Below are 22552 nucleotides of genomic sequence, written 5' to 3'. Positions count from 1 at the left end.
CACTGGGGAGGCGGGGCGTGAATAGTAATGCTTCCTATTAAGTGGGGCAATTGCTTCCCGTCGTCCCGCGCCGTTCTCGGCACGTCACCCGCGCCGCAGCATCAGCGCGGCAAGCGCACACAACGTCAATGCCACACAGGCCAGATAAAACGCATCGCTGTAGGCCATCAGAAACGCCTGGTGATGGATGCTCTGGTCGAGCAGTTGCAACGTCGCTTGATGGTCCGGCAACTGCGCCTGCAACACGCCCGCCTCCGGCAGGCGTTGTTGCAGGGCCGAATCGAACAGCGTCACCGACTCATTGATCCGCGCTGAATGCACACGCTCGCGCACCACCACCAATTGCGCCAACAACGCCGTGCCGACGGCGCCGCCCAGGTTGCGCAGCATCGAAAACACCGCCGAGGCCGACCCCGCCTCTGCCTTCGCCAGCCCCTGCACGGCCAGCACCGACAAAGCCACCATGATCAGCGGCTGACCGACCCCGCGCACCACAATCGACGGCACGATCACATTGCTCGCGCTGTCGGCGGACAAGTGCGCGCCCATCCAGCACCCCAGCGCCATGATCGCGAAGCCCGACGCTACCAGCAGCTTGGCGCTCAACCCCCTCATCAATCGCGGCAAAAACGGCGCCATCACCAGTTGCACCAGCCCGTAGAGGATCAGGCTCAGCCCAATCTCCCGTGCGTTGTAGCCCTGCAATTGCGACAGGTAATTGGGCACCAGAAACACCAGGCCGAATGTGCTCGCGCCGAACACACACATCGCCACACTGGCCACGCCAAAGTTGTAATGCCCCAACAGGCGCAGGTTGATAAAGGCATGGGCGCCCCACAGTTGGCGCGCGATAAACCCGAGCAGCCCGACCACGGCCAATACACTCATCCACACAATAAACGGCGAACCGAACCAGTCCTTGCGCCCGCCCTCCTCCAGCACGATTTGCAGCGCACCCAGGCCCATCACCATGCAGGCGATGCCCCACCAGTCGCCCTGGCGCAACAGCTTGAGGTGCATGGGCTGGCGATCAATCGACCAGGCCACCGCGGCGAGCAACGCAATGCCGGGGAACAATTGCAGGTAGAAGATCCAGCGCCACGAGTACACGTCCGTCAGCCAACCGCCCATCGACGGGCCCGCAGCCTGGGCCACGCTATTGGCCAGGCTGAACAGGGCCATGCCCAGTGGCACTTTGCTGGGCGGCAGCTCGGTAATGATCAGTTGGAAAGACAATGGGATCAGCACCGCGCCGGCCGCGCCCTGTATCACCCGAATGATGATCATGGCTTGCAGGTTCGACGCCAGCGAGCACGCCACCGAGGCCAGCAAAAACACGCCCGAGCCTAAAAGCATCACGCGGCGCAATGAAAACACCTGCACCAGCCACGCGGTGAGCGGGATCATGATGATTTCCGCCACCAGGTACGCGGTGGAGATCCAGGAACCCTCCTCGAACGTGGCGCCCAAAGCGCCTTCGATTTCCGGCAGCGCGGCGCTGGTGACGTGCACGTTCATCCCGGCCATGAAGCAGCCGAAGAGCCCGCCGATCACCGCCACCCACGCGCGCAACGACACCTGGGGTGACCGCGCATCAACCGCCATGAGCAGGCGCCCCACGCGTGTCGACCGTGGCAATCACCGACATGCCCGGCAGGATGCGTGGGCCGTCACCTTCCTGCGCCAGCAGGCGGATCCGTACAGGAAAACGCTGGACGATCTTGGTGAAGTTGCCCGTGGCATTGTCGGGCGGCAATAACGCAAACACTGCGCCGGAGCCTGGGGCGATGCTTTCCACCTCGCCCCGCCAGTGCCGGCCGGCGAAGCTGTCCACCGCAATGTCCACCGACTGCCCAGGCGCCATGCGCTGCAACTGGGTTTCCTTGAAGTTGGCGCTCACATACGCCTGCGCGACCGGCACCACGGCCAGCAGCGGCAAACCAGGCAGTGCGTATTGCTGGCGGCGCGCTTTGCGCTGGCCCACCACGCCGTCAAACGGCGCACGAATCGCCGTGTCCTCCAGCGCGTTACGCGCCAAGCCCACGGCGGCCCGAACTTCGCCGACATGGGCCTGACGTTCTTGCAGTTGGGCCTGGGCCTGTTGGCGGCGCGCCTTCAGCACCTGCAACTGCGCCTGCTGACGCAGCACCTGCGCACGTGCCTGGGCCACCGTCGCCTGCGCCCGGGCCTGGCTGGCACTCACCGTTTCCAGGTGTTGCGCACTGGCGACCTGCTGCGCCACCAGGTCGCGATAGCGCTGGTAATCAAGGCGCGCGCGTTGTGCTTCAGCCTCACCGCTGGCCAGCGCGGCCTGGGCCTGAACAATACGTTGTTGTTGCTCGCCGGATTGCGCGTCGAGGGTCTGCAGGTTGGCCTGTTGCGCGGTGACCGCCGCTTCAGCTTGCTGCAGCTGCGCCTGGGCACTGTTGAGACGCTCGATAAAATCGCGCTCATCGATACGCACCAACACGTCTCCGGCCTTGACCCACTGGTTGTCGTCCACCAGCACCTGGCTTATATAGCCGGCAACCCGGGGGCTGACGGCGACCCAATCGGCACGCACATAGGCATCGTCGGTCTCTTCCAGGAACTGCCCCGTTTTCCACCAATAGCTGCCAAACAGGGCGATGCCCAGTAACGCAGCCACCGACGCCGTCACCACCAACGTGCGGCGGTGACGTTGCATCAACGTGGGTGCAATGACTTCAACGGCCTGATTCATCGGCGGGCTCCAAGGGTGGCTACGGGTAAGGAAGGTGATGGATCAGGGCGCTGCCAACCGCCGCCCAGCGCCTGGAACAGGTCGATCTGGCGGTTGATCAGGTGCAGGTCGGCCTGAGCCAGGCGTGTTTCGAGGCTGACGCGGTTGCGCTCGCTGTCCAGCAGCGCCAGCGCATCCAGACCACCGGCCAGGAAGCTGCGGTTGGCCAGGTCGAACGCTCGGCGGCTATGCGCCAGGGCGGCGACCAGGGCTTGGCGGCGCTGCTGTTCGCCTTGGTAAAGCACCAACGCTTGCTCCACCTGCTTGAGCGCGTCGAGCACGGTGGCGTCGAATTGCGCCAGCGCCTGATGCGCTTCGGCCCGCCGCTGGGTGACCTGCGCAAGGGCGATCTGCCGGTTGGGAAACTGCCAGGACAGCAAGGGGCCGATGCCATACACCACGGCGTTGGCGTCCCCCAGTTTGCCCAGGCTGGCGGCCGACGAGCCGAGCATCGCGCCGAAGGTAATCTGTGGATACACCTGCGCGCGGGCCAAGCCGATGGCCGCAGTGGCCGCACGCACCTGTGCCTGGGCGCGGCGGATATCGGGACGGCGTTGCACCAGCGCCCAGCCTTCGCCGACCGGCAATGGCGCCTGCAATCGCGGGCCTTGCTGACAGCTGTGAGCGCTCACTTGTTCCGGCGGCTGACCACTGAGCACCGCCAGTTCATACAGCGCGCCCTGGCGGCGCGCAGCGAACAGCGCCAACGGCGCGCGGGTTTCCTCCAGCAGGCCTTGCAGGCGTGCCACCTCCAGTTCATTGGCGGCGCCGGCCTTTTGCAAACGCTGAGTGACGTCGAGGCTGCGCGCCAACAGGCGCACCGCATCACGCTGCACCTGGGCCTGATGCGCGTAGACGCAGGCCTGCGCATAGGCCCGTGCGGTCTGCGCCGCCACGGTCACCCGCAATTCATCCTCCACGGCGCGTGCGGTTTGCGCATCGGCATGGGCCGCAGCAATGCGGTAGCGCACGGCGCCCCACAGGTCCAGCGTATAGCTCAAGGCAAACTCAGGGGTGTGGCTCCACTGCCCGCCCGCCGACTGGCCCGTCGCCTGGGCCAAGGTCTGGTCATCGCGGCTGCGGCCATACGCCAGGCCATAAGACAACTCAGTGGACGGGCGGCGCTGACCTTCGACCTGCTGCAACAGCGCCAGCATCGCATCGACATGCGCGCCAGCGGCCTCAAGGTGTTTGTTCTCGCGCAGTGCCCGTTCCACCAAGGCATCCAGTTGCGGGTCACGGTACAACTGCCACCAACGCGCCGGCAGCGGTTCGGCGGTTTCCAGGGATAAGATCGCTGCAGGCTGCGCCGTCACTCGCGTCGTAGGCGCGTTGCTGCACCCGGCCAGCGCGCTGATCACACCCACAATGGCCAAGCGGTGGAAGCGGTCAAAAACAGAGCTGGGCATCACAAGGCTCGTTCAGGAAAGGGCCTTGCAGCGTAAAGGTCTCACCTTGGGGATTCGCGCGCGCCCAGGCCATCTATCGTCGCTGAACGGACAACTGCGCAGTGTGGCTCAAGGCCCTGGCCGAAAATGGCTCGGCGGGTAACCCATGGCACGGCGAAACATCGCGCTGAACGCGCTCGGGCTCTGGTAACCGTGCTCCAGCGCCACCTCCAGAATGGGCACGCCCTGTGCCAACAGTTTGAGGCTCAGGGCGAGCCGCGCACGCTGGCGCCACTCGCCAAAGCTCATGCCCAGTTCACGCTGGAAAATCCGACTCAGGGTACGCGCGCTCATGTTCAGCAGGTCGGCCCACGACTCCAGGCTGCTGTCATCGGCTGGGTGGCGGATAAAATGCGTGCACAGCTTGGCCAGGCGCGCCTCCGCCGGCACCGGCACATGCATGGCCACCACGGGCGCGCTGAGCAACTCCATGCGAATCAGCTCGATCAACGCGAGCATGCGCGGGGTGTTCTGCCCTGCGATCAAGGCCGCCGCGACGATCAATTCGCGCAGCAGCGCAGACACTTCAATCACCTGGCACACCCGGCCCAATCCGGGCTCCGCATCCGGCGCCAGGAATAGCGTGCGCATGTGCACGTCACCGGCCATGCGGATTTCATGGGACGTACCGGCCGGCACCCACAGCGCATGCCCGGACGGCACCAGCCAACTGCCCTGCGCGGTACTGACCACCATCACCCCCGCCACGCCATGAATCAGTTGCGCCTGGGCATGGCAATGCGGGAGCACCACCTCATCGTTACGGTAATTGTCGGCATAGGCTTCAAGCCACGGCCTGGGCGGCGATTGGGCAGTCATAGGCGGTGCTCGCATCAACGGGCCTTGAGTCTAGCGAAAAGCGCACTGGCAAAAACGAGCGAAACAGACAGCCATCGTCGCATTTGAGACAACCGGTGAACTTCCGCCCCGCGCTGCCAGTCAGCTGCAAAGACTCTCTTAAAACGGTGGGTGGGCTATGCAGATCTCGTTGCAGCAACAAGTGGCCCTGGTCACCGGCGCCAGTTCCGGCATTGGTGCAGGCGCCGCCAAGGCATTGGCCGAGGCCGGTGCGGCCGTGGTGCTCAATTACAACTCGCAGGCGGCGCCGGCCGAAGCCCTTGCCGCGCAGATCAACGCCAACGGCGGCCAGGCGATTGCCATCGGTGGCGATGTGTCCAAAGAAGCCGACGTAGAACGTTTATTCGCCCAGACCCTCGATGCCTTCGGCCACCTGGACATTCTGGTGGCCAATTCCGGCCTGCAAAAAGACGCCAACCTGGTCGACATGACCCTCGAGGACTGGAACACCGTGATCGGCGTCAACCTTACCGGCCAGTTCCTGTGTGCCCGCGCCGCCGTGCGGATTTTCAATCGACAGGGCGTGCGCGAGGGCGTGTCGCGTGCCGCCGGCAAAATCATCCACATGAGTTCGGTGCACCAGATCATTCCCTGGGCCGGGCATGTGAATTACGCCGCCTCCAAGGGCGGTGTGGAGATGCTGATGCGCACGCTCGCCCAGGAAGTCAGCGAACAACGCATCCGCATCAATGGCATTGCACCGGGCGCCATTCGTACGGCAATCAACCGCGCCGCCACCGAAGGCGCGGCGGAAAAAGAGCTGTTGAAGTTGATTCCCTATGGCCGCGTCGGCGACGTCGAAGACGTGGCCAACGCGGTGGTGTGGCTGGCCAGCGACGCGTCCGACTACGTGGTCGGCAGCACCCTGTTCATTGACGGTGGCATGAGCCTTTATCCGGAGTTTCGTGGCAATGGTTGATTTCAAGAACGAACCCCAAAGCGCCATCGATGCCCACGGCATTATTGGCGATATGCGCAGCGCGGCCTTGGTGAATGACCGCGGTAGCATCGACTTTTTCTGCTGGCCGGAATTCGACAGCCCCTCGATCTTCTGTTCGCTGCTCGACACGCCTGAGGCGGGTGTTTTTCAACTCTCTCCCGAACTGACAAACGCACGGCGTGAGCAAATCTACCTGCCCGATACCAACGTGCTGCAAACCCGCTGGCTGAGCGATGAAGCTGTGGTGGAAATCACCGACCTGTTGGTCATCAGTGAAGAAATCGACGACCTGCCGCTGCTGATTCGCCGCGTGCGCGTGGTCAGCGGCAGCGCGAAAATCCAGCTGCGCTGCGCCGTGCGCCACGACTATGCGCGCACGCCGACCCACGCCAGCCTCGCCGACGGTATCGTGTCGTTCACCGCCGACGGCCTGCCTGGCCTGCGGCTGGCGGGCAGCCACGCGATGCAGATCGAAGACGATGCCGCCGTGGCCAGCTTCACCCTGGGCCAGGAAGAAGGCGCTGAGTTCGTGCTCGGCGGCCAGGACGACCCCCGCGTCAACAACGGCTGCACCGACCTGGCGCTGGCGCACACCTTGAAATTCTGGCGCGGCTGGATCGCGCAGTCGAATTACCGCGGGCGCTGGCGCGAAATGGTCAACCGCTCGGCACTCGCCTTGAAGCTGCTGACCTCGCGCAAGCACGGTGCAATCATCGCCGCCGCGACATTTGGCCTGCCGGAAACCCCCGGCGGCGAACGCAACTGGGACTACCGCTACACGTGGATCCGCGACGCCTCGTTTACCGTCTACGCCTTCATGCGTCTGGGGTTCATCGAAGAGGCCAACGCTTACATGCGCTGGCTTAAAGGCCGCGTCAGCGACTGCTGCGGTCAGGCGACCAAAATCAATATTCTTTACGGTATCGATGGGCGCCAGGAACTGCCGGAAGCCACGCTTGATCACCTCAGCGGCCACGGCGGCGCCAAACCGGTGCGCATCGGCAATGAAGCGTTTGACCAGGTCCAGCTGGATATCTACGGCGAACTGATGGACGCGGTGTATCTGGTCAACAAATACGGCGAAGCAATTTCCCATGAAGGCTGGAAACACACCGTGGAAGTGGCAGATCAGGTGTGCGAAATCTGGAACCAGCAAGACGTGGGCATCTGGGAAATGCGCGGTGAGGAGCATCACTTCCTGCATTCGCGCCTGATGTGCTGGGTGGCGCTGGACCGCGCAATCCGGTTGGCCTCCAAGCGCTCGCTGCCCGCCCCGTTTGCGCGCTGGGACCAGACACGCCAGGCGATCTACGCGGATATCTGGAGCAACTTCTGGAATGAAGAGCGCGGGCACTTCGTGCAGCACATCGGCAGTACTGCGCTGGATGGTTCGATGCTGCTGATGCCGCTGGTGCGCTTTGTCGCGGCGACCGACCCACGCTGGCTGTCGACGCTCGAAGCAATCCAGAAAAGCCTGGTGCGTGACGGCATGGTCTACCGCTACCGCAACGACGACAGCCAGATCGACGGGCTGCAAGGCACCGAAGGCGCATTCGCCGCGTGTTCGTTCTGGTACGTCGAATGCCTGGCGCGCGCCGGGCAAGTGGAGAAGGCCCACCTGGAATTCGAACAACTGCTGCGCTACGCCAACCCGTTGGGCTTGTACGCCGAAGAGTTCGACAGCCAGGCACATCACTTGGGCAATACGCCGCAGGCGTTGAGCCATTTGGCGCTGATCAGCGCGGCGACCTTTCTGGACCGCAAGCTCAGCGGCGAAAAGACCACCTGGCAACCTTGAGCAGGCCCGACGCACAGCCGCGGCCTATCTACCTGACACTGAGGGCTACCTGTGCGAGCGGGTTTGTCGGGAAGCGGGAGTGTCAGTGACGGCATGCAGAGGCTGACACATCGCATTCGCGAGCAAGCCCGCTCCCACAGGTGATCGGGTTCAGCTTCCTGCTGTTGATTTTGATCTGAGGCGCCCCGCTGAACCCCGCAGCGTGCACAATGGGCAGCCCCCGAGCTGCCATCAGGAACCTCATGCGCCAGGTATTGTTGATCATCGACGTGCAACCCTCTTTCAACCCACCCGCATGGCTGGTCGATGGCATCAACGCCCTGCTCGGGCGCCTGCCATCGGTGGCCACCGTGGAGCGCCATGACGAGAGCATCACCCCCTTCACCCGCCAACTGGGCTGGCAACCCGCGCCGGATGACGACAGCCTGATCGCAGCCGAGCGCGTCTTCATCAAACACGGCTATGCGCCGACACCCGAAACCCTGGACTACCTGAAAAGCCTGGCGCCGGATCGGGTGCTGGTGTGTGGCATTCAAACCGATACGTGCGTGCTGGCGGCCGGGTTCGCGTTATTTGACGCCGGCTTGCAGCCGACGCTGATCAGCGATTTGACCGTGGGCTCGTCGCTGGACCGGTCGGGAACACTGGGCGTGGATTTGTGGCGGCACCATTTTGGATGCGTGATTGATCGGGCTCAGGTGATGGCGACGACCGCCTCATGAACCCATTCCCGACGCTTGCCACCCAGCGCCTGCGCCTGCGCGAATTGCGCGCGACGGACGCCCCCGCCCTGTTCGCCATCCACCGCGACGCTGCCAACATGCGCTGGTTTGGCGCCGACCCGATGACCGACCTCGCCCAGGCCCACGCGCTGATCGCCACCTTCGCCCAATGGCGCACCCAGCCCAATCCCGGCACACGCTGGGGGATTGAACGGGACGGCGAACTGATCGGCAGCTGCGGCCTGTTCAAATGGAATCGCGCCTGGCACAGCTGCGCCCTGTCCTGTGAACTGGCGCCTGCCGCCCGTGGCCAGGGCTTGATGAGCGAAGCGTTGCGGGCGATGCTCGATTGGGGCATCGCGCACATGCACTTGCATCGGGTTGAAGCCTTGGTGCATCCGCAAAACACCGCGTCACTGGCATTGTTGGAACGCCTGGGCTTCATCGCCGAAGGGACGTTGCGAGAAGCCGGATTCTGGAATGGCCAACGGCATGATCTGATGGTGTTGGGGTTATTGACGCAGGCTTGGCCCGAGCATTCACTGAAAAATCGCTGAATTGCGAAACAGCCCAAACCACATGGCAATCATCCGTGAAACCTCGCGCAGAAGGCGTGGCTCGTTTGAACCCCATCGTCTGCGCCTCATGCGCCGACTGGAGGCATCGGGCGCAAGACTGTATCGCGGGCCTTTGGCGATTGAGGGCGGGCAGTGGATGGCTCAGGTGCGCGATCCGTGGGGCAATTGCATCGGGTTGCGTCAGGTCGGGCTAGACAAGTCAAACGACTGACTTGATTTACACCCCGTGCCGTCACGGGTTTGGGCTAGAGTTGCAGCTACTTTGGCCAGTCGATAAGCGCCCCTCATGACTACGCTCGCCCCGCTGCTATACGTCCGTACGCAGATGCTGGAAATCGCCTACGAAGCCCACGGCCCCGAAGACGGCGAACCGGTGATCCTGCTGCATGGTTTCCCCTACGACCCGCGTGGCTACGATGAGATCGCGCCGGCCCTGGCCGATCGCGGTTGCCGGGTGTTGGTGCCCTACCTGCGTGGCTATGGCCCAACACGGTTTATCAACGCGCAAGTGATGCGCTCCGGCCAACAGGCGGCGTTGGCCAAGGACCTGCTGGATTTCATGGATGCCCTTGGCATCGCGCAGGCCACGCTCGCCGGTTACGACTGGGGCGGACGCGCCGCGTGTATCGTCGCCGCTCTATGGCCGCAACGGGTGCGCGGGTTGGTGACCGGGGATGGCTACAACATCCAGGACATTGCCAGGTCGCTTGAACCGCGCGCGCCGGAAAGGGAGCATCGGTTGTGGTATCAGTTTTACTTTCACACCCAGCGTGGCGTCGACGGTCTGAGCGCCAATCGCCGTGAGTTCTGCCAGTTGTTGTGGCGGCTATGGTCGCCGACCTGGGCTGAGGGACCGGGGCTGTATGGCCGCACGGCGCCGTCATTTGATAACCCGGACTTTGTCGACGTGGTGATTCACTCCTATCGCCACCGGTTCATGTACGCGCCGGGCGACCCGGCGCTGGAGGCGATCGAGCAGGCACTGGCCGCGCAGCCGCCGATTCCGGTGCCGACAATTTCGCTGTGCGGCGCTGATGACGGCGTAGGCCCGGCCCCGGCGGTGGATGACGACGAGGAACATTTCAGCAGTTTTTACCGACGCGAAGTCTTGCCCGGTGTGGGTCACAACATTCCTCAGGAAGCGCCACAGTCCACGCTCAGGGCGATCTGCGAATTGCTGGATCGGGCCTGAACGTTACCGGGCAGCTTTGATCCTGAAACTGAACACGCTGCCCTGCCCCTCCACGCTTTCTGCCCAGATCGTGCCGCCGTGGGCTTCGATGATGCCGTGGGAAATGTACAGGCCCAGCCCGCTGCCTGTGGGGTTACCCTCGCGCGACGTCCAGTAGCGCTCAAAGATGAAGGGCAATTGCGCCGCGCCGATCCCTGCGCCGTTGTCGCACACGCGAAACAGCACTTCATCGCCGGCCGCCTGGGCAATCACCTCGATCGTCCCGCCGACGTCGGTGAACTTCAAGGCATTGCCAAGCAGGTTGGAAAACACCTGGAACAAACGCTCCGAGTCGGCCTGGATCGACAACCCAGGCTGAGCATGCCACGTCAGGTTGACGCCTTTGGCCGCCGCCAGCGGATGCCACATCAACCCCAGCTGTTCCAGGCTCGCACTCACCTCCAGCGGTTGCAGGGTTACCCGGTAACGCCCGGCTTCTATGCGTGAAATGTCGATCAAGTCTTCCAGCAAGGTGTTCATGCGCGCCGTCGCGGTTTGCATGGTTTGAATGGCCGTGTTCAGCCGCAGGGTTGCGCGAGTGTCGTCGACCGGCACCATTTTGCGCATCATGCCGCATTGCATCAGCAGGATGGTCAGCGGGCTGCGCAAGTCGTGGGAGACCACTGCGACCAGTTCGTCCCGCGCACGCACGGCGGCATGCTCGCGCTGCACCTGCCGGCCCAGGTCATGCTCAAGAGCGTGACGGCGCAAGGCCTCTACGGCTTGCAGCTCCGAGGCGGACCACTGCAGCGCCTTGCCGTCGACCTGCTGTTTCCAGCGCTCGAATGACAGCCTCGGGCTCAACCCGGCCGTTTGCGCGTCGCGGTGTTTGACCGGTTCGCCGCTCCAGTGCACCGACGTCTGGACCTCGGGACGAAACCATATCACCGCGTTGTCCACCGGCTTGGGCAGGCGAAAGGCCAACAGGCCGCTGGCATAGGTTTGATAGGCAGCCGCTGGCGCAAACTGCGCAGACACCTGGTGAGTGGCCACCACGCCTTTGCCCTGCTGCTCGATCCAGGGGTACAACGCGCGTATCTGGGTTTCATTGGGGCAAACGCCAAAGCGATGCAGGCGCTTCTCCACCAGAATCGCCAAGCCATCGGCGGCAGTCAGGTTCAACAGGGTTTGCGCATAGGGCAACAGGCTCTCCATGACGTCGCCCGTGTCCGCCGCCATGGCGGTGACCAGCGCGTCGATCATGCTGGCTTTTTCCTGTTGTTGGCGGCGCGCGTCCTGGTCTTGCAATGCGTTGATCTGCATCGACAATAACTGACCGATGCTGGTACACGCGGTGCGCAACTCATGGGGCACGCGCAGGGGTTCGCGATGGCCGCAGGTGATCAGCCCCCAGAGCTGATCATCCTTGATCAAAGAGATGCTCATCGACGAGCGCACGCCCATGTTTTTCAGATAATGGCAGTGCACCGGCGAGACGCTGCGTAACACCGCAAAACTCAGGTCCAGCGCTTGACCCGTGTCGGGACGCAGGGCCGGCAGGATCGGCACCGGCGTGTACGTCGCGTCGGGGATCACCCGGATCCAGTTCAGGCGGTAGAGTTCGCGGGCTTGCGGCGGGATATCCGAAGCCGGAAAGCACAGCCCCAGATAAGGTTGCATGCCGTCGCTGAGGGATTCGCCGATGACTTTGCCGTGGCCTTCCTGCTCGAAGCGGTACAGGGTGACGCGGTCGTAGCCGGTCAAGGCACGAATCTCGGTGACGCAGGTTTGGTACAGCCCCTCGAGGGTCTTTGCCGACTGCAGGCGCCGCAGGGTGCGAGCCACGTGCAGCGCGGCGCAATGCCCGGGCATTACAGAGCGCTCCAGCTCCAGAAACAACAAGCCCTGGTGGCGGTGCAGCAACGCGTCAAACAGGCTGCCATTGAGCGTGACCTGATGCAGCTCGTCCTCATCGACGTCCAGGTCGGCGAGCGCATGATGAACCCGGGCCAGCGCGTCATCGCCGATCAGGCTGCCCAAGGCCTGCCCGGACAACGGGCCCGGCCCCAGGCCCAGCTCGGCATTCAGGTTGGCGCTGGCTTGCAGCACCACCAGCGTCGGCTCGCTCAAGGTCAACAGCACGCCGTGGGGCTGGATTGTCCCGGGAATATGAATCGGCTCGCTCGCGCAATCATCCGGCGAGGGACTGGCGCTGATCGCAGACACTGGTTTCATGAGACACGTCACGCCGGGGGGCGGAGGGAGTAACGGCGCAGAGGCAGGCGCCCACTGCGGAAGGTAATCGCGTCAACATAGCACCTTGATACAAATGTGTACGTTTTCGTTCAAGTCGGTGCGCAGAAGCGCTCGCGGTAAGCCTGGGGCGTGACCTCCAGCGCCCGCAGGAAACTGCGCCGCAGGGTTTCCTCGCAGCCAAAACCGCACTGCACGGCGATACGTTTGATCGACGCCGTGCTGTCGGCCAACTGCCGACGCGCGGTTTCAACGCGGATCAGCTCGACTGCGCGCGCCGGGGTCTGGCCGGTTTCGGCGCGGTAGTGCCGCACGAAGCTGCGTTCGCTCATGCCGGCCTGGGCGGCCAAGGTAGGAATATTCAGATCGAGGGTGAGGTTTTCGGCCATCCAGGCATGCAAATCGGCAAAGCGCCCGTCGCCCTTTTGCAGGGACAACGCCACGCTGTACTGCGCTTGCCCACCAGGACGTTTAAGAAACACTACCAAGTGCCGCGCCGCTTCCAGGGCCACGGCGCGGCCCAGGTCTTCTTCCACCAGCGCCAGGCACAGGTCGATGCCCGCCGTTACGCCAGCGGACGTCCATACCGAGCCTTGCTGGATGAAAATTGGATTGGCCTCAACCGTCAGCGACGGAAATTTGCGCGCCAGTTCCTCGCAGCGTGTCCAGTGGGTGGCCACGCGGCAACCATCGAGCAAACCGCTGGCGGCGAGCAGAAACGCGCCGGTGCACACCGAGGTCATGCGTCGAGTGTGCCGGGCTTTTTGCGTGACCCAATCGACCAGCGCGGCATCTTCGGCGGCGCCATACACGCCCCAGCCGCCAGCGATCACCAGCGTGTCGCACGGCGCGTCGGCCGCAGGCAGCGGCTCGGCCACCAAGGCCAACCCTGCGGAGGTCATCACCGGTTCCGCCTGGGCGGCAACCACCGACACCGCGTAAGGCAACGGCTGGCCGCGCTGGCGCGCCAGGTCATTGGTGGTGGCGAACACCTGTAACGGCCCGGTCACGTCGAGCACTTGGGCGTTATTGAAGGCGAGTACGTGAATGGTCCGGGTCATGTTTGGCGCAATGTGTGGGCTCAATGGCGTATGCGCCAAAGCCTAGGCCTCTAGAGTGAGGCCGTCTACCCCTTTATCGGAGCTTCATCGATGACCTTGCAGATTGGCTTTGTGTTGTTCCCCGGTATCCAGCAATTGGACCTCACCGGCCCCTACGACGTGCTGGGTTCACTGCCGGATGTGCAACTGCATCTGGTGTGGAAAGACCTGGCACCGGTCACCTCCAGCACCGGCATGGTGTTTACGCCAACCATGACGTACGCCGACTGCCCGCGCCTGGACGTGATTTGCGTGCCCGGCGGTGCCGGCGTGGGCGCCTTGATGGAAGACCCGCACACCCTGGAGTTTCTCAAGGCACAGGCACAGACCGCACGCTACGTGACCTCGGTGTGCACCGGTTCGCTGGTTCTAGGCGCGGCGGGTTTACTGCGCGGCCGCAGGGCCACCACGCACTGGGCCTATCACGACCTGCTCGCCCCACTCGGCGCCATTGCGGTGCAAGCGCGCGTGGTGCGTGATGGCAACCTGCTGACCGGCGGCGGGATTACGGCAGGAATCGACTTTGCCCTGACCCTGGCCGCCGAGCTCTACAGCGAGGCCGCGGCGCAACTGGTGCAGTTGCAGATCGAATACGCGCCCGCCCCGCCGTTCGATTCGGGCAGCCCGCAGACCGCGCCCGCGCACGTACTGGAAGAAGCCAGAAAGCGTACGGCCGAATCGCGTCGCGTGCGCGGCGAGATCGTGGCCCGGGCAGCAGCCCGGTTGGGTTGAGCTGCCCCGTCACGCTGGCCGAGACATCAGCGCCAGCCGCGCGGCCAGCAGCATGAGCACCGTCGCCAGGCCCCATTTCTGGAGCTTGGCGCTTTGTGCGCGGCCGGCAAAAAAACGGCTGAGCGCGCCGCCAAACATTCCCAGCAACGCGTGAAATACACCGGCAATCAGGGTCAGAACGCCGCCCAGCATCAGCAATTGCAGCGTGATGGAACCGGCCTGCGGATTGACGAACTGAGGCAAAAACACCATGAAAAACAACAGTGCCTTAGGGTTGAGCAGGCTGTTGAGCATCGCCTGCGCAAACACACGGCCCAGCCGCACGCGCTTCACCTGGGCAGCCTCCAGGCGCGGGCTTTTCTGCAAGGTCTTGAACACCAGCCACAGCAGGTAAATGACGCCGGCATAACGAATCACATCAAACGACGGCGGCCAACTGGCGACCAGTGCCGTGACACCGGTGGCGGTCAACGCGGTCAACAGCAGGTCCGCGACGCAGATCCCCAGGCTGGAGGCCACGCCACCGCGCCAGCCATAACTCACGCCATGGCTGATAACAAAGGCCATGTTCGGCCCTGGCGATAGCAGCAGCAACACCACCGCCCCTGAAAAAACCAACAAGGTTGAAAGATCGATCATGCTCAAGCCCTGCGCCGTAAAAGCCTGCAGGCTAATCGGCCGACCGTGTGCGCACAAAGAATTGTGCTGGATACATTCTTTGCGCATGACGGCACCGGGCGATTGCTCGTGACCACAACCAGCGTCTAGAATGCGAAACATTATCAATTAAGACCGCTGCGCAGGATGCCCATGTCGAGCGACCCACCTCTGGACCCTGCCACCCTCGGCCAGCTCTACCAGGCTCATCACTCGTGGCTGCGCGGCTGGTTAAGCCGGCGCACCGGCTGCCGTGAACACGCTGCCGACCTGGCACAGGAAACTTTCATGCGCCTGCTCATCGCGCGCAAACAGCAAACCTTGCAACAGCCGCGCGCTTACCTGAGCAGCATCGCGCGCAGTCTGATGATCGACCAGTATCGGCGCCGCGAACTGGAACGCGCCTACCTTGAAAGCCTCGCGCACTTCCCGCAACTGCAAGTGCCGTCGGAGGAGACCCGGCTGCTGATCCTCGACAGCCTGGAGCGCATCGATCGCTTGCTCGACCAGCTCAAACCACGCGTACGCGAAGCCTTTTTGCTCGCGCAACTGGATGGCCTGACGTGTGCGCAAATCGCCTTGCGCCTGGGCGTGTCCAAAGCCACCGTCGAGCGAGACCTGTCCAAGGCGCTGCACGCCTGCTACCGGTTGCGGTATGCCGAACGTTGACCCGCGCCTGCTCGACCAGGCTATCCAGTGGATGATAAAGCTGCGTTTCAACGTCGCCGATGACGCCAGCACCGCCGCGTTCGAGCAGTGGTTGCAGACCAGCGCCGAGCATCAGCGGGTGTGGCAACGCGTAGCGCGCATGCATGATGAGTTTGCCCAGGTTCCCGCTCGCATCGGCCACCATGCCCTGGATGGCGCGCGCCGGCGCATCAGCCGGCGTGAAGGTTTGAAGGTGTTGGGGCTGCTGGCCGGCGCCGCCGGGCTGACCTGGCTCGGTCGCGACTACACGCCCCTGCCCGCCTTGCTGGCCGACTACCGCACGGCCACTGGCGAACGGCGCTGGGTAACGTTGAGCGACGGCAGCCAGGTGCAGCTCAACAGCGCCAGCGCGATTGACACCGCCTTCACTACCGAGCTGCGCCAGGTGCAGTTGCTTCAGGGCGAGATCCGGGTCAATAGCAGTGCCGACAGCCGACCGTTGTGGGTGCAGACTCGCGATGGTTTTTTGCGCGCCCTCGACACGCGGTTTCTGCTGCGCGAAGCCTCTCAAGGCACTTTGCTCGATGTGCAGCAAGGCGCCGTGGCGGTGTATGCCGACAAGCATTCATCCAACGCCCGACACATCGTCAAGGCAGGTGAACACATACTGTTCGACCGCCACGGCATTCGCCCATCGATTGCCAACGGCCTGGATCCCTGGGCCTGGAGCGAAGGTGTGATCAGCGCCCACAACATGCGTCTGGACGACTTCCTCACCGAACTGAACCGCTACCGCAACGGGCTGGTGCGTTGCAGCGAAGCGGTGGCCAGCCTGCGCGTGTCGGGCACGTACCAACTGGACGACACCGATCAGGTGTTGAGCCTGGTGGCGCAATCGTTGCCGGTGAGCATTCATTACCGCAGCCGCTACTGGGTCACCGTTACCCCTCGCGTGTAAGTGCTGAAAAATAAATGAGGTGAATGCTCATTGCCGCTCGACCTGTAAGGAAAGGCCGATCAACAGGCCGGTTCTGTCCACTTCCTTCAGGAGCATTTCGCGGTCATGCAAGCGTTTCCTTCCCAACGTTCTTCCCTCAAGCGCGTGGTGCAGGCCGCCGCGCTCGGCGCCTGCCTCAGCGGGGGCGGCCTGCCCTCGGCCGTGCTGGCCGACACAGCTGCCGTCGATAATCAGGTGCGCGATTGGCACATCGCGCCAGGCGCCCTGGCCAACGCGTTGGACCAGTTCGCCCGCCAGGCCGGCATCAGCCTGTCGTACGACGCCACCAGTGTCGCCGGCAAGTCCAGCCAGGGCCTGACCGGCAACCTTGACCGCGAGCAAGCGTTGAACCAGCTGCTGCGCGGGCAACGCCTGCAAGCCCAGCGTCAGGGTGCAAGCACCTGGCTGTTGCTGCCGCAAATGGCCGAATCCGGCGCGCTCAATTTGAGCGCCACCACCGTCACCGGCGCCCGTGCAGGGGCCACCACCGACGGCACCGGCGCCTACACCACCGGCGCGGTGACGATCGGCAAAGGTGAACACAGCCTGCGGGAAACACCGCAATCGGTCAGCGTGATGACCCGACAATTGATGGACGATCAGAACGTCACCACCATCGATGACGTCATGGAGCGCACACCGGGCATCACCACCTATGAGTCACCCATGGGCGGCAAGTATTTCTACTCCCGGGGTTTCAAGATGCTCGGCCAGTACCAGTACGACGGCGTGCCTCTGGACATGGGCAAGGACTACGTACAGGCCGACAGTTTTACCGCCAACATGGCGATTTACGATCGGGTGGAAGTGCTCAAGGGTGCAGCCGGCATGCTCAAGGGCGCCGGCACCGCCAGCGGCGCAGTGAACTTTGTACGCAAGCGGCCCCAAGCCAAACCCACCACCAGCCTGTCGCTGTCTGCCGGCACCTGGGACAACTACCGCGCCGACCTCGACACCGGCGGCGCGCTGAATGACAGCGGCACCGTGCGCGGCCGCGCGGCCGTCAGCCAGCAAACGCGCGGGTCGTATATGGATATCGCCAAGCGCCAGGACCAGGCGGCCTACGCGGCACTGGATTTCGACCTCGACGCAGACACCACCCTGGGCGTCGGCGCCAGCTATGAAGACGTTGATGCCTCGCCCTGCTGGGGCGGCTTGCCGCGCTACAGCGACGGCAAAAGCGCCAAGCTCAGCCGCTCCACCTGCCTGGGCCAATCCTGGAACGACTGGCAAAGCCAGCGCGCCACGTTCTTCGCCGACCTCACCCACCACTTCAGCGATGACTGGAAACTCAACGTGGCGGCCGTGCACAGCCGCAACCTGCAAGACATCAAATACGCCGCCAGCGAAGGCACCATCGCCTATGGCAACCCGGCACCGACGGCCAACTCCTACGCGGCCTTGATGGATTACGACCACCGGGACTTCGGCGTCGACGCCTACCTGGACGGCAAGTTCGAAGCCTTCGGCCTCGAACACGAACTGATCATCGGCGCCAACGGCAGCCGGGGCACCCAGGATGATGTGTATGCAATCCAGAACCTGCCGACGCGCGTGAACATCTACCAGCCTGATCACCACCTGCCGGAACCCGCCAACGATACCTTCTGGCCCAACATGTACCGCGGCGGCACGGTCAAGGAAACCGCCACCCAATACGGCACCTACGCCACGTTGCGCCTGCGCCTGGCCGAACCGTTGCTGTTTATCGTCGGCAGCCGTGTGAGCTGGTATGAGAACCGCCGCCAGTCCAACAACCTGGCCTGGGGCGAATGGGCCGTACAGGATGCGCGCACCCGGGAAACCGGCGAAGTCACACCGTTTGCCGCACTGATTTATGACCTCGACGAAAACCTCTCGGTGTACGCCAGCTACGCCGATATCTTCCAGCCACAAAGCTCCTACGCCACGGTCGACGGCGCCGCACTCAAGCCGCAGATCGGTGACAACTACGAGCTGGGGATCAAGGGCGAATGGTTCGAGGGGCGCCTCAACAGCTCCCTTGCGCTGTTTCGCGCGGTGCAGAAAAACACGGCTGAAACCGATTACCTCAGCGTCTGCCCGACGTCCTCCGACGGCTATTGCTACAGCGACACCGGCAAGACCCGCGCCCAGGGTGTCGAAGCCGAAGTCAGCGGTGAATTGCTCGAGCGCTTGCAGGTGTTTGGCGGCTACACCTATACCCAGACCAAAACCCTTAAGAACATCGACAGCGCCGTGGAAGGTGGCGTGTCCAACAGCTACGTGCCGCGGCATATGCTGCGCATGTGGGGTGACTACCAACTGGATGGCGCGCTGTCGAAATGGAGCGTGGGCACCGGCGTCAACGCCCAGAGCAGCAACTACCGCGTGCAGGGCATCAAGCTCGAACAGGCCGGTTACGCGGTGTGGAATGCGCGACTGGCGTATCGCTTGGACGACACCTGGACCGTGGCGCTAAACGGCAACAATGTTTTCGACAAACACTATTATCAAACCGTGGGCACCGCCGCCTGGGGCAACTTTTATGGCGAACCGCGCAATTTTACCGTGAGTGTGAAAGGCAACTTCTAATCCCGCGATGTCCCCGGTGGCAGGGTATTTAGTGCGCCCTGCCACCGCCTCCTTGTCCCCTTTTCCTACCTCTATTCGAAAAAGGTTTGCCCATCTGGCAGGAAAATTCTCACATTTGTTCCTACACTCAAAATCACACCCCTTCACCGCGTGCTCGAACAAGGAAAGTCAATAAAATGCCACGAAAATTCCAGCTTAAAGCGTCTAGCACGCAACCTCCGCACCACAGTCAACAAGTTGACTAAGCAACTAAAAAGGAACACTCCTTAAGCCACTACCCCGCAAGTTTCCTCCATTTGGATGGCTTCACTTGGATGAAGAAATAGTTGCGTTATACCCAGAGTAGCCGTCGTTCGACTTGCCTCCTTCGCGCAGCCTGCTGCGGACGGACCAACAGGCGAACAGTAAGTCTGGAGTGCAATGAGGGATGTTTTTATGCGAGAAAAGTCGTCAGTCGTTAGCCTGTTTCTGACCCGCGCTGGTTTTGTTGAATTCTTTGTTGTTTTCGTCAAGTTGATCCATGGCCTGACTGCAATCTTGCCGCCATTGGTGTTGGTATTGTTCCTCGACCCACTGGCTCCCGAGCTGCGTTCCCACTTCCTCGGTCTGCTGCTGTTTTTTGCGATCATGACCATCATTCTGTTCCAGGCTTTGGGTATCTATTCCGAAGAGCTGTTCAGCAATCGCCTGCGCCTGAGAGCCAAGATAGTCGCCTGGTCGGCGGCGTTCTGCATCTTGCTGTTCATGTACCAGTTCCTGCAGTTCTTCCCGCAATTGACGCCACGCAACCTGGTGGCGTGGTACTTCGCCAGCCTGGGGCTGTTCTGCATTGAACGCCTGGTGATGCTGCGCCTTTACCGCAACCTGATGCGCAAGGGTAAATACCTGCAGCGCACAGTGATCCTGGGCTTCACCGACACCGCCGTGCACGTCGCCGATCACCTGCAACGCAATGGCGATATCCGTTCCGGCCTGATCGGTTTTATCGACGACCGCACCGAGCGCATCCCCAAGGAATTGAGCAGCCTGCCCTTGCTGGGCAACACCCGCGACCTGGAAAAACTGATCCGCGCCGAGCAGGTCAACCAAGTGATGATCTGCCTGCCCTGGGCTGCCGAGCAGCGTATCCACGGGCTGGTCAATCGCCTGCGCCAGATGTCGGTGAACGTCATGCTGGTGCCGGACATGGCCGCGCTGCGCTACGGCCATAGCCGCATCACGGACGTGGGCGGCATCCTGATGTTCAACACCTCGCAGTTGCCATTGCGCGGTTGGTCGCCGGTGATCAAGCGCTGTGAAGATTTGCTGCTGGCGAGCATGGCCCTGGTGGCGCTGTCACCGGTGATGCTGGCGACGGCGATTGCGATCAAGCTCGACTCCAAAGGGCCGGTGCTGTTTCGCCAGAACCGTTATGGCTACAACGACAACGAGATTCGCGTGTTCAAGTTCCGCTCGATGTTCACCGACCAGAGCGACTTCACCGCCGAACAACAGACCACCCGCAAGGACCCGCGCATCACGCGCGTGGGCCGCATCATTCGCAAGACCAGCATCGACGAACTGCCGCAGTTGTTCAACGTGCTGCTGGGCAACATGTCGATGGTGGGCCCGCGCCCACACGCCACCGCGACCAAGGCTGCCGGCATTCCGTTCGAGGTGGCGGTGAGCGAGTACAGTTCGCGGCATCGGGTCAAGCCGGGCATCACCGGGTGGGCGCAGATCAACGGCTACCGGGGTGAAACCGACACCCTGTACAAGATCCAGAAACGTGTCGAGTACGACCTGGAGTACATCTCCAAGTGGTCGGTGTGGTTTGACTTGTACATCGTCTTCATGACGGTCCCAGCCGTCCTCTCCACCAAGGAAGTCTATTGATGAATACCCTCAACGGATTAATCCCCTGCATTATTTCCGGTGGTTCGGGCACGCGGCTGTGGCCGGTGTCGCGCCAGAACATGCCCAAACCTTTCATGCGCATGCGTGACGGTCAGAGCCTGCTGCAAAAAACCTTTCAGCGCGCCGCCAAACTGCCCGGCGTGGAAAGCGTGCTGACGGTGACCAACCGCGACCTGCTGTTTCGCACCCTGGATGACTACCGCGTGGTCAACAAGGCCCATTTGCCTCTGGACCTTCTGCTGGAGCCGTTCGGGCGCAATACAGCGGCGGCCATCGCGGTGGCGGCGCTGCATGTGCAGGAACATTTCGGTGATGAGGCGCAACTGTTGGTGATGCCCGCCGACCATTTGATCCTCAATGAAGTCGCGTTTGCCGAGGCCGTCACCCAGGCCCGCGACCTGGCCGAGGCCGGTTATCTGGTGACCTTCGGCATCCAGCCCGATCATCCGGAAACCGGCTTTGGCTACATCGAAACAGGCGACGCGCTGGGCACCGGCAACCGGGTCAAACGCTTTGTCGAAAAACCCGACCTGGCCACCGCCCAAGCCTACCTCGACGGCGGCAAACACCTGTGGAACGCCGGCATGTTCTGCTTCAAGGCCAGCACCCTGGTGGAGGAACTCGCCGCCCATGCCCCCGACGTGCTGACGGCGGCCAAAGCCGCACTGGGCCACAGCCAGAGCCTGCAAAACAAAACCTCGCGCCAGCGCGAACTGGACTCGGACGCCTTCGGCAGCGCCCCGGACATTTCCATCGACGTGGCCCTAATGGAAAAGTCCCAAAAGGTCGCCGTGGTGCCCTGCGACATCGGCTGGAGCGACATCGGTTCCTGGGAAGCGCTGCGCCAGCTCACGCCCAGCGACGCCCACGGCAACCAGGTCAATGGCGAAGCGATTTTGCATGACGTGCACAACTGCTACATCGACTCGCCCAAGCGCGTGCTCGGCGCCGTTGGCGTACACGACCTGATCATCGTCGACACCCCGGATGCGCTGCTGATCGCTGATGCCAACCGCAGCCAGGATGTGCGTTACATCGTCGCCGAACTCAAGCGCCAGAATCATCCGGCGTACAGCCTGCACCGCACCGTCACCCGGCCGTGGGGCACCTACACGGTGCTGGAGGAAAGCAGCCGCTTCAAGATCAAGCGCATCGTGGTCAAACCCCAGGCGTCACTGTCGTTGCAGATGCACCACCACCGTAGCGAACACTGGGTGGTGGTCAGCGGCGCGGCGCAGATCACCAATGGCGAGCGCGAATTCCTGATCAACGCCAACGAGTCCACGTACATTCCGGCCGGGCACAAACACCGCCTGACCAACCCCGGCATCATCGACCTGGTGATGATCGAGGTGCAGAGCGGCGAGTACCTGGGCGAAGACGACATTGTGCGCTTTGACGACATCTACGGGCGTGCCCCGGCAGAAGTGAAAAAGTGAC

General features: G+C 63.0%; 18 protein-coding genes. 11 read left to right on the top strand and 7 right to left on the bottom strand.

What is annotated here, in order from left to right; all coding sequences use genetic code 11:
• Positions 1 to 84: 84 nt before the first annotated feature.
• The 4 genes from AACW30_RS09685 to AACW30_RS09670 all read right to left on the bottom strand — a co-directional run bounded on the left by AACW30_RS09685 (position 85) and on the right by AACW30_RS09670 (position 5028).
• Positions 85 to 1605: a DHA2 family efflux MFS transporter permease subunit gene (locus AACW30_RS09685; protein WP_200624883.1), complete on the bottom strand. Its 1521-nt coding sequence runs from the start codon at positions 1603 to 1605 to the stop codon at positions 85 to 87.
• Positions 1595 to 2722 carry an HlyD family secretion protein gene (locus AACW30_RS09680; RefSeq protein ID WP_200624882.1) on the bottom strand — a complete coding sequence of 376 codons (1128 nt, stop codon included), beginning with the start codon at positions 2720 to 2722 and terminating at the stop codon, positions 1595 to 1597. The genes AACW30_RS09685 and AACW30_RS09680 overlap by 11 nt, the downstream gene beginning before the upstream one ends.
• Positions 2719 to 4170 (bottom strand): efflux transporter outer membrane subunit, encoded by a 1452-nt coding sequence (locus AACW30_RS09675; protein ID WP_200624881.1) that lies wholly within the window; start codon positions 4168 to 4170, stop codon positions 2719 to 2721. Before AACW30_RS09675 ends, AACW30_RS09680 begins: the two co-directional genes overlap by 4 nt.
• Positions 4171 to 4278: 108 nt before the next feature.
• Positions 4279 to 5028 carry an AraC family transcriptional regulator gene (locus tag AACW30_RS09670; protein WP_124416945.1) on the bottom strand — a complete coding sequence of 250 codons (750 nt, stop codon included), beginning with the start codon at positions 5026 to 5028 and terminating at the stop codon, positions 4279 to 4281.
• A 157-nt stretch (positions 5029 to 5185) separates the two neighbouring features.
• Here AACW30_RS09670 and AACW30_RS09665 point away from each other — a divergent pair, with 157 nt between their 5' ends.
• The 5 genes from AACW30_RS09665 (at position 5186) to AACW30_RS09645 (ending at position 10297) form a co-directional block, all read left to right on the top strand.
• Complete coding sequence (locus tag AACW30_RS09665) at positions 5186 to 5986, top strand: glucose 1-dehydrogenase (protein WP_106580057.1); 801 nt, start codon at positions 5186 to 5188, stop codon at positions 5984 to 5986.
• Complete coding sequence (locus tag AACW30_RS09660; protein ID WP_169366280.1) at positions 5979 to 7805, top strand: glycoside hydrolase family 15 protein; 1827 nt, start codon at positions 5979 to 5981, stop codon at positions 7803 to 7805. The genes AACW30_RS09665 and AACW30_RS09660 overlap by 8 nt, the downstream gene beginning before the upstream one ends.
• A 242-nt stretch (positions 7806 to 8047) precedes the next feature.
• Positions 8048 to 8527: a cysteine hydrolase family protein gene (locus AACW30_RS09655; RefSeq protein ID WP_106580055.1), complete on the top strand. Its 480-nt coding sequence runs from the start codon at positions 8048 to 8050 to the stop codon at positions 8525 to 8527.
• Positions 8524 to 9084: a GNAT family N-acetyltransferase gene (locus AACW30_RS09650; protein ID WP_200624880.1), complete on the top strand. Its 561-nt coding sequence runs from the start codon at positions 8524 to 8526 to the stop codon at positions 9082 to 9084. Before AACW30_RS09655 ends, AACW30_RS09650 begins: the two co-directional genes overlap by 4 nt.
• A 307-nt stretch (positions 9085 to 9391) precedes the next feature.
• Entirely contained in the window at positions 9392 to 10297 is a 906-nt protein-coding gene (locus tag AACW30_RS09645) for an alpha/beta fold hydrolase (protein WP_200624879.1), read from the top strand.
• Between the two features lie 3 nt (positions 10298 to 10300).
• Here the strand turns inward: AACW30_RS09645 and AACW30_RS09640 are convergent, their stop codons facing one another.
• Together AACW30_RS09640 and AACW30_RS09635 are read right to left on the bottom strand one after the other, a co-directional pair.
• On the bottom strand, positions 10301 to 12511 hold the full coding sequence (locus AACW30_RS09640) for an ATP-binding protein (protein ID WP_200624878.1): 2211 nt from the start codon (positions 12509 to 12511) through the stop codon (positions 10301 to 10303).
• Positions 12512 to 12621: 110 nt separating this feature from the next.
• The gene (locus tag AACW30_RS09635) at positions 12622 to 13590 is read right to left on the bottom strand and encodes a GlxA family transcriptional regulator (protein WP_200624877.1); all 969 of its coding nucleotides are present in this window, start codon (positions 13588 to 13590) and stop codon (positions 12622 to 12624) included.
• A 90-nt stretch (positions 13591 to 13680) separates the two neighbouring features.
• Between AACW30_RS09635 and inhA the strand changes: the two genes are divergently transcribed.
• Positions 13681 to 14361 carry an isonitrile hydratase gene (gene inhA, locus AACW30_RS09630; RefSeq protein WP_106580047.1) on the top strand — a complete coding sequence of 227 codons (681 nt, stop codon included), beginning with the start codon at positions 13681 to 13683 and terminating at the stop codon, positions 14359 to 14361.
• Positions 14362 to 14370: 9 nt separating this feature from the next.
• Here the strand turns inward: inhA and AACW30_RS09625 are convergent, their stop codons facing one another.
• Positions 14371 to 15000: a LysE family translocator gene (locus AACW30_RS09625; protein WP_200624876.1), complete on the bottom strand. Its 630-nt coding sequence runs from the start codon at positions 14998 to 15000 to the stop codon at positions 14371 to 14373.
• Positions 15001 to 15171: 171 nt separating this feature from the next.
• On the opposite strand from AACW30_RS09625, the gene AACW30_RS09620 reads away from it, so the two are divergent.
• From AACW30_RS09620 to AACW30_RS09600, 5 genes are all read left to right on the top strand, one after another.
• Positions 15172 to 15687, top strand: a complete 516-nt coding sequence (locus AACW30_RS09620; protein WP_124416936.1) for a sigma-70 family RNA polymerase sigma factor — start codon at positions 15172 to 15174, stop codon at positions 15685 to 15687.
• On the top strand, positions 15674 to 16624 hold the full coding sequence (locus tag AACW30_RS09615) for a FecR domain-containing protein (protein ID WP_200624875.1): 951 nt from the start codon (positions 15674 to 15676) through the stop codon (positions 16622 to 16624). Before AACW30_RS09620 ends, AACW30_RS09615 begins: the two co-directional genes overlap by 14 nt.
• 105 nt (positions 16625 to 16729) lie before the next feature.
• On the top strand, positions 16730 to 19216 hold the full coding sequence (locus AACW30_RS09610; protein ID WP_200624874.1) for a TonB-dependent siderophore receptor: 2487 nt from the start codon (positions 16730 to 16732) through the stop codon (positions 19214 to 19216).
• A gap of 435 nt (positions 19217 to 19651) precedes the next feature.
• Positions 19652 to 21091, top strand: a complete 1440-nt coding sequence (locus AACW30_RS09605; RefSeq protein ID WP_200624873.1) for an undecaprenyl-phosphate glucose phosphotransferase — start codon at positions 19652 to 19654, stop codon at positions 21089 to 21091.
• Positions 21091 to 22551 carry a mannose-1-phosphate guanylyltransferase/mannose-6-phosphate isomerase gene (locus AACW30_RS09600; protein ID WP_200624872.1) on the top strand — a complete coding sequence of 487 codons (1461 nt, stop codon included), beginning with the start codon at positions 21091 to 21093 and terminating at the stop codon, positions 22549 to 22551. The genes AACW30_RS09605 and AACW30_RS09600 overlap by 1 nt, the downstream gene beginning before the upstream one ends.
• Position 22552: the final 1 nt, after the last annotated feature.

The sequence above is a fragment of the Pseudomonas sp. MF6747 genome, assembly GCF_963890955.1.
Taxonomy (GTDB): Bacteria; Pseudomonadota; Gammaproteobacteria; order Pseudomonadales; family Pseudomonadaceae; genus Aquipseudomonas.
Note: the sequence above shows the minus strand (reverse complement) of the source record. Positions and strands in the feature narration are given on the sequence as shown.